The 7,373-nt window shown below is 62.3% G+C and carries 7 protein-coding genes; 4 read left to right on the top strand and 3 right to left on the bottom strand.

Annotation, left to right across the window (positions count from 1 at the left end):
- Window positions 1–99: 99 nt before the first annotated feature.
- The gene (locus PMI35_RS25895; protein ID WP_008056177.1) at window positions 100–834 is read right to left on the bottom strand and encodes a thioesterase II family protein; all 735 of its coding nucleotides are present in this window, start codon (window positions 832–834) and stop codon (window positions 100–102) included.
- A 184-nt stretch (window positions 835–1,018) separates the two neighbouring features.
- Complete coding sequence (locus tag PMI35_RS25900; RefSeq protein WP_008056174.1) at window positions 1,019–2,191, bottom strand: MFS transporter; 1,173 nt, start codon at window positions 2,189–2,191, stop codon at window positions 1,019–1,021.
- Between the two features lie 244 nt (window positions 2,192–2,435).
- On the opposite strand from PMI35_RS25900, the gene PMI35_RS25905 reads away from it, so the two are divergent.
- The 4 genes from PMI35_RS25905 to PMI35_RS25920 all read left to right on the top strand — a co-directional run bounded on the left by PMI35_RS25905 (window position 2,436) and on the right by PMI35_RS25920 (window position 6,392).
- A complete protein-coding gene (locus PMI35_RS25905) occupies window positions 2,436–4,259 on the top strand; it encodes a glycoside hydrolase family 15 protein (protein ID WP_008056172.1) in 1,824 nt (607 codons plus the stop codon).
- Window positions 4,260–4,432: 173 nt separating this feature from the next.
- Window positions 4,433–4,822 carry a hypothetical protein gene (locus PMI35_RS25910; RefSeq protein ID WP_008056170.1) on the top strand — a complete coding sequence of 130 codons (390 nt, stop codon included), beginning with the start codon at window positions 4,433–4,435 and terminating at the stop codon, window positions 4,820–4,822.
- 10 nt (window positions 4,823–4,832) lie between these two features.
- A complete protein-coding gene (locus PMI35_RS25915) occupies window positions 4,833–5,465 on the top strand; it encodes a BRCT domain-containing protein (protein WP_008056167.1) in 633 nt (210 codons plus the stop codon).
- A 24-nt stretch (window positions 5,466–5,489) separates the two neighbouring features.
- Window positions 5,490–6,392 (top strand): alpha/beta fold hydrolase, encoded by a 903-nt coding sequence (locus tag PMI35_RS25920; protein ID WP_008056166.1) that lies wholly within the window; start codon window positions 5,490–5,492, stop codon window positions 6,390–6,392.
- On the opposite strand, the gene PMI35_RS25925 is transcribed toward PMI35_RS25920, so the two are convergent.
- The gene (locus tag PMI35_RS25925) at window positions 6,361–7,344 is read right to left on the bottom strand and encodes a GlxA family transcriptional regulator (protein ID WP_008056165.1); all 984 of its coding nucleotides are present in this window, start codon (window positions 7,342–7,344) and stop codon (window positions 6,361–6,363) included. The genes PMI35_RS25920 and PMI35_RS25925 overlap by 32 nt on opposite strands.
- Between the last annotated feature and the right edge of the window lie 29 nt (window positions 7,345–7,373).

Raw genomic sequence — 7,373 nt, 5'->3', positions numbered from 1 at the left:
TCGCGATAGCGGTGAGTCAGACGGCATTGATATCGACTGACACTCCGTCATCGCGAGCAGGCTCACTCCTACAGGGGATGGGTGGTGCTTGAGATTGGGTTAACCCGCCACGGCCATGGCATGCCGGCGATGATGAACTTCAAGCTGATCCTTGATCACCTTGAGCACCTTGGCTTCATGCTCATGGATGAAGAAGTGCCCGCCGGCGAGCATGTCCACGGAAAAGCTGCCGAGGGTTTCCTTGCGCCAGCCGATCAACTGCTCGCTGGTGGCGCGGTCGGCCTTGCCGCCGAGCACGTGCACCGGGCATTTGAGCAACGGCCGCTGCAGCGGCTCGAAACGCCCGCACAACTGGAAGTCGGCGCGCAGGATCGGCAGTGTCAGGCTCATCAGCTCCTGGTTGGCCAGCACTTCTTCGCTGGTGCCGTTCAGGCTGCGCAGTTGCTCAATCAATTCGGCATCGGTCTTGGGCTCGGCGAATCCACGGTCGTAGTCCTCGCGCAGGGTCGGCGCGGCAGTGCCCGAGGCGAACAGTGCGACGGGCTCAGGACAGCCAAGCGAGCGAAACGCATGGGCCATTTCACAGGCGAGCAACGCGCCGAGGCTATGGCCGAACAGGGCATAGGGCGCTTTGAGCATGGTTTTTTGTTCCAGCGCCAGTTGCAGCGCCAGGCGGCGCATGTCGGTGTGCAAGGGTTCGCCGAAGCGGGCACCGCGCCCCGGCAGCTCCACGGGCTGCAGCTTGATCCACTCCGGCAGCTTGCGCCGCCAGCGGCTATAGACCATGGCACTCGCGCCCGAATAGGGCAGGCACAGCAATGTCAGCTGGGTCACCGGGCTTACCTCGAAAGTTGTCTGTATAGGAGAACGGATGAGCGCCACGGGGAATTAGTCGTGCATGTATCCCCCTGTAGGAGCGAGCCTGCTCGCGATGGACGTCAACGATAACGCGGGGCATCAGACAGCCCGTGTCGTCCATGCGTCCATCGCGAGCAGGCTCGCTCCCACAGTTAGAACATCATTTCAGGTGGCGATAGCTTTGGATCGCGGAACCGAGGACAACCGCCCCCGCCCCAATCGCCAGCCAAAACCCGCTGCGCGCCCCGAACGCATCCACCATCCACCCCGACCCTGCCGCACCGATCGCCACGCCGATGCTCAACCCGGTCACCAGCCAGGTCAGGCCTTCCGTGAGTTTGGCCGGCGGCACGATTTGCTCCACCAGGGCCATGGCGACGATCAGGGTCGGCGCAAAAAACAGCCCGGCGACGAACACCGCCAGGGACAACCCGAGAATGTTCGTCGCCAGCAGCAACGGCAACGTCGTCACCGCCGTCGCGACCCCGCCGTAAAGAAACAGGCGCGGCAGCGGCACTTTCGAACGCAACGCACCGAACGCCAATCCGGCCAGGCACGACCCGATCGCATACACCGACAACACGATACTCGCCGCGGCCGGTTGGCCCTGATGCTGGGCGAAGGCCACGCTCACCACATCCACCACCCCGACGATGGTGCCCATGGCGACCATCAGCAGCATCAGCCACTGAATGTCACGCGAACGGATGATCGAGCCTTGATGGTGTTCCTCATGGGCGTGCACCGGCGGCTCGGTGCTGCGTTGCAACACGAAGGCCGTGACCCCGATCCCCAGCATCAGCAACGCCGCCAACGGCCCGGCCTCGGGGAACGCCACCACGCACAACCCCACCGACAGCGGTGGCCCGACGATGAAGCAGACTTCGTCGAGCACCGACTCCAGGGCATAGGCGGTTTGCAGTTGCGGCTGGCCGCGGTACAACTCGGTCCAGCGCGCCCGGACCATCGCCGACATGCTCGGCATGCACCCGGCGATCGCGGCGAACACAAACAGCGTCCAGTTCGGCGCCTGCAACCGGGTGCAAAGCAACACCAGCAACAAAGCCCCGCCCCCGATCAGCGCCGACACCGGCAGGATCCGGCGCTGGCCAAATCGGTCCACCAGCCGCGACACCTGCGGCGCACAAAACGCCGTGGCCAGGGCAAAGGTCGCCGCCACCGCCCCCGCCAAACCGTAGCCGCCCTGTAACTGCGACAGCATGGTGATCAGGCCGATGCCAGTCATGGAAATCGGCATGCGCGCAATCATCCCGGCCAGCACGAAAGCGCTGCTGCCTGGGGCTTTGAACAGTTCGCGGTAAGGGTTTGCCATGGATCCGGCCTCGATAAGGGCATGCAAGTTGCCATATGGCCGGTAGCAGGGAAAGGTCCGAATTGTTGGTTGAATGTGAAGCCCCCATCGCCAGCAGGCTGGCTCCCACATTGGGTGGGTGTACATCAGTCATTGTGGGAGCCAGCCTGCTGGCGATGGGGCCAGAACAGTCACCGCGAAATGAACTCCCGCCCGCCAAAACCAGTCAGCTATTTAAGCCCTCAGCTCCCGGAGCCTCGCCCCAATGGCTGATCACCCCGAACGCCAAAGCCCCATCGACGCTCACGGCATCATCGGCGACATGCGCAGCGCCGCGCTGGTCAATGACAAGGGCAGCGTGGATTTTTTCTGCTGGCCGGAGTTCGACAGCCCGTCGATTTTCTGTTCGCTGCTGGACACCCCCGAGGCCGGTATTTTCCAACTGTCCCCGGACTTGCCGGACGCTCGCCGCGAGCAAATCTACCTGCCCGACACCAACGTGCTGCAAACCCGCTGGCTCAGTGATCGTGCCGTGGTGGAAATCACCGACCTGCTGCCCATCGGCGACACCGAAGACAACCTGCCGGTGCTGATGCGTCGGGTCCGGGTGGTCAGCGGCCAAGCGACGTTTCAAATGCGCTGCGCCGTGCGCCACGACTACGCGCGCGCCCGCACCCTCGCCCGCCTGGATGAACAGGACGTGATCTTCGAGGCCGCCGATCAGCCGTCCCTGCGCCTGGCAGCAGATCAGCCATTGCGCATTGACGGGCAGGCAGCCGTCGCCGAATTCACCCTGGAGCAGGACCAAACCGCCGAGTTCCTGCTGGGCGCTATCGACGATCCACGCTTCAAGGAAAAAGGCGCCACGTTATGCCTGGAACGCACGCTGAAGTTCTGGCGCGACTGGATCGGCCAATCCAACTACCGGGGCCGCTGGCGGGAAATGGTCAACCGCTCGGCCCTGGCCATGAAGCTTTTGACCTCGCGCAAACATGGCGCAATCCTCGCCGCGGCGACCTTTGGCCTGCCCGAAACCCTCGGCGGCGAGCGCAACTGGGATTACCGCTACACCTGGATCCGCGACGCCTCCTTCACCGTGTATGCCTTCATGCGCCTGGGTTTCACCGAAGAGGCCAACGCCTACATGCGCTGGTTGCGCGGACGCGTCAGCGACTGTCGTGGCCAACCAATGAAACTCAATATCCTGTATGGCATCGACGGTCGCCAGGAACTGCCGGAAATCGAACTCTCGCACCTGTCCGGGCACGGTGGTGCCACGCCGGTGCGCATCGGCAACCTGGCGTACGCGCAGGTCCAGCTGGATATTTTCGGCGAACTGCTGGACGCGGTGTACCTGGTCAACAAATACGGCGAAGCCATCTCCCACGAAGGCTGGAAGCACACCGTGGAAGTGGTCGATCAGGTGTGCGAAACCTGGCAGCAGGAGGACGTCGGCATCTGGGAAATGCGCGGCGAGCAGCACCACTTTTTGCACTCGCGACTGATGTGCTGGGTCGCTCTGGACCGGGCGATCCGTCTCGCCTCGAAACGCTCGCTGCCCGCGCCGTTCGCCCGCTGGGACCAGACGCGCCAGGACATCTACACCGACATCTGGGAAAACTTCTGGAACGACGAACGCGGGCACTTCGTGCAGCACATCGGCGGCACCGGCCTCGACGGTTCGATGCTGCTGATGCCACTGGTGCGTTTCGTCAGCGCCAGGGACCCGCGTTGGCTCGCAACCCTCGGCGCCATCGAGAAAAACCTGGTGCGCGACGGCATGGTCTACCGCTACCACAACGACGATCAACACATCGACGGCCTGCCCGGCACCGAAGGCGCCTTCGCCGCCTGCTCATTCTGGTACGTCGAATGCCTGGCCCGCGCCGGCCAGGTGGAAAAAGCCCACCTGGAATTCGAGCAACTGTTGCGCTACGCCAACCCGCTGGGGCTGTACGCCGAAGAATTCGACAGCCGCGCGCGACACATGGGCAACACGCCACAGGCGCTGACGCACCTGGCGTTGATCAGTGCGGCGTGTTTTCTGGATCGCAAGCTCAGCGGCGAGAAGAGTAACTGGCAGCCGTAGGAGCCAGCGGTGCGGCAATGGTTTTGTGTAGGCCGGTATCCTACATTTCATAAACGAAATATGAGTCCAGTCCCCGAAAATACCCTGTTGCCAGCCACTACATCCCCACCTAACATCCCCGTCCAACGGGCACAGCGGAGCTGTCCAACAAAACCCGAATTCAAGGAAAAAGAATGACCCAGCGCATCCACCGCAGCATCGACCTCCCCCTTCGCACCGGCCTGAACCGCAACGAACTGTGGGAAGCCCAAGACAAGGGCCTGATCAAATGCTGGGAAGTCGGCCGCCAGCGCGCCGCCCGCTTCCCCGACCTCGCCCATCAATGCCTCGCCGGCGAACTGCCGGTGCTGGGCTGGAAAGGTGGCGTCAGCCGCAGCCTGAAAAAGCTAGAGAAATACGGTTCCCTCAAATACCTCGCCCAATGGCAGGGCTTGCGCGGGGAGGATCTGGATGTGGACTTGAAGGAAGAACGGTCGCTGACCTGTTCACGGACCGGGATGATGGTGACGTTTACACCGGATCGGACGAAGTATTTCAACCAGATGGCGGAAGTGGAAGTCTAAGGAGAGGACCATGGTCGACTTGCATCAGGAGTTTCAAAACAGCGGTTTTTTCCACGAAGCACGAATTGACAGGAGATCGGCTGATGCACTAGTTGGTATCGCTGCAGGGCTCGCCGCTGACGGCAAAATCAACCAGCAAGAAGCCGAGTTTCTCAAGTCATGGATCGAAACTCATCTATGCCATCTCGGCGATCCCGTCGTGAACATTCTCTATAAACGCCTTGCAAGCATGCTGAGCGATGGTGTGTTGGACTCCGACGAGTCTGCAGAGCTACTGGATATGCTCCACCAGTTCGCAGGCCTGCCCGTGGGCTCGGAGCAAATCCGTACCACTCCTAACAGCCTTCCTCTCGATAATCCCGCCCCCGATCTGAGTTGGGCTGATCGTGTTTTCCTGTTCACCGGAGTGATGGCTTACGGCCCGCGCAAAGATTGTGAATCACTCATTGTTGAACGTGGGGGATTGATCGGTGGATCTGTCAGCAAGAAAGTCCATTATCTTGTGGTTGGCAGTATCGGCAACGATCAGTGGTTACACAGCAGCTATGGAACAAAAATCAAAAAAGCCGTTGAACTGAGGGAAAGTGGCGTTCCCATTGCAATCATCAGTGAAGATCATTGGCAAAGGGTGCTTTTCGGATAACACCCACTCAGCCGGGAGTGTCGAATGAACAATGATGTGCGGATACAACATGTCCTGACTCCTGGCCTGAACCTCGCCTATGAGGAGCACGGCCCCATCACCGGCGACCCAGTCATTTTGCTCCACGGCTTCCCCTATTCCCCGCGCGCTTACGACGAAATCGCTCCACGGCTCGCTTCAAAGGGCTACCGCGTGATCGTCCCCTATCTGCGCGGCTACGGCCCGACCCGCTTCAACAACCCCGACACCCTACGCTCCGGTCAGCAAGCCGCCCTGGCCCAGGATTTGCTCGATCTGATGGACGTCCTTGGCATCCCGCAAGCGGCCCTTTGCGGCTACGACTGGGGTGGTCGGGCGGCGTGCATCGTGGCGGCGCTGTGGCCGGAGCGGGTTCGTTGCCTGGTGACGGGGGATGGTTACAACCTGCAAGACATTCCCCATTCAACCCGGCCACTGGACCCGGAAACCGAGCATCGCCTCTGGTACCAGTACTATTTCCACACTCCACGGGGCGTCGCCGGCCTGACGGAGAATCGCCGGGCCCTGTGTGAATTGCTCTGGAAATTGTGGTCGCCGACCTGGGCCAAGGGTCCTGAGCTGTACCCGCTGAGCGCGCCTGCCTTCGACAACCCGGATTTTGTCGAAGTGGTGATTCACTCGTACCGGCACCGGTTCATGTATGCGTCCGGCGATCCGGCGCTGGAGTGGATGGAAGAAGCCCTGGCCCGACAGCCACTGATCAGCGTGCCGACGATTTCCCTGTGTGGTGCCGACGATGGCGTGGGCCCGGCGCCCGAGATCGACGACGACATCGAGCACTTCACCGGGCATTACGAGCGCCGGGTGCTGGCCGGTACAGGGCACAACATTCCCGAAGAAGCGCCCGAGGCCACGCTCAAGGCATTACTGGATCTGCTGCAGCACTGACCGAAAACCGCTCGCGATAAGCCTGCGGTGTTACCCCCATGGCCCGCAGGAAACTGCGGCGCAGGGTTTCTTCGCTGCCGAATCCGCATTGCACGGCCACGCGCTTGATGGGCACGCCCGTATCGCTGAGCAGGCGTCGCGCGGTTTCGACCCGGATCAGCTCGATGGCCCGGGCCGGGGTCTGGCCGGTGTCGGCGCGGTAGTGGCGCACGAAGCTGCGTTCGCTCATGCCGGCCTGGTTGGCCAGGGCTGGAATGCCCAGGTCCTTGCTGAGGTTTTCACTGATCCAGGCGTGAAGTTCGTCGAAGCGGTTGCCTTCTTTCTGCAAAGACAGGGTCACGCTGAATTGCGACTGGCCGCCAGGGCGTTTCAGGAACACCACCAGTTGCCGGGCCACTTCCAGGGCCATGGTCCGACCGAGGTCGGCTTCGACCATCGCCAACGCCAGGTCGATACCGGCGGTCACCCCGGCCGAGGTCCAGACCGGACCATCATTGATGAAGATCGGATTGGGCTCGACCTGCAATCGCGGGTGTTGCTGCGCCAACTGTTCGCAGCGGGTCCAGTGGGTGACCACGCGCCGGCCATCGAGCCAGCCGCTGGCCGCCAGTAAAAACGCCCCGGTGCACACCGATGCCACCCGCCGGCACGTTGCCGCGTGTACACGTACCCAACTGACCAGTGACGGGTCCTGCGCCGCCGCATAGACGCCCCAGCCGCCGGCGATGATCAAGGTGTCGCTGCCCTGCCCGGGCAAAGGCTCGGCCAGCAGCGCCAAACCCGCCGACGACATCACCGCCCCGCCGCTGCTGGCAATCACCGACGGCGCATACGGTGGCGGCGAACCTTGCTGGCGGGCGATGTCATTGGCCGACGCAAACACCTGCAACGGCCCGGTGACATCGAGTACTTGCACATTGGCGAAGGCGAGTACGTGAATGGTTTTCGACATGTTGGCGTAATTCGTGGGGTGATTGGCGT

The organism is Pseudomonas sp. GM78 (genome assembly GCF_000282475.1).
Lineage (GTDB): Bacteria > Pseudomonadota > Gammaproteobacteria > Pseudomonadales > Pseudomonadaceae > Aquipseudomonas.
This window is presented reverse-complemented; position numbering and strand designations above follow the sequence as displayed.